Below are 331 nucleotides of genomic sequence, written 5' to 3'. Positions count from 1 at the left end.
GGCGGCGATGCGCGTGCGCAGGCGCGCAATCAGATCGAATTCAGGCATTTGAAGGGCCGGGAGTGGGAATTTGGCATTGGAGATTCGTAACCGCGTGCATTGGTGGGACTAGCCCGACGGCCAATCCCGAATCCCAACTGCCGAATCCCGCGGCGCCTCAGGCGCCGCTCGCGCCCGACTCCACCTTGCGCCACTCCACCGACGCGCGATCCAGCACGCCGTTGACGTAAGTGTGGCCATGCTCGGAGCCAAAGCGCTTGGCGGTTTCGATCGCTTCGTTGATCACCACGCGGTACGGCACGTCCTGCCGATACAGCAATTCGTAGGCAGC

1 protein-coding gene is annotated in these 331 nt (G+C 63.4%); it reads right to left on the bottom strand.

Annotated elements, in window-relative coordinates:
• Positions 1-157: 157 nt before the first annotated feature.
• The coding region (locus FFY45_RS21800; RefSeq protein WP_303396518.1) for a transcription antitermination factor NusB at positions 158-331 on the bottom strand (174 nt) is incomplete at its 5' end.

Origin of the sequence: Xanthomonas hortorum, from assembly GCF_011305375.1 — a bacterium.
Lineage (GTDB): Bacteria > Pseudomonadota > Gammaproteobacteria > Xanthomonadales > Xanthomonadaceae > Xanthomonas > Xanthomonas hortorum_E.
Note: the sequence above shows the minus strand (reverse complement) of the source record. Positions and strands in the feature narration are given on the sequence as shown.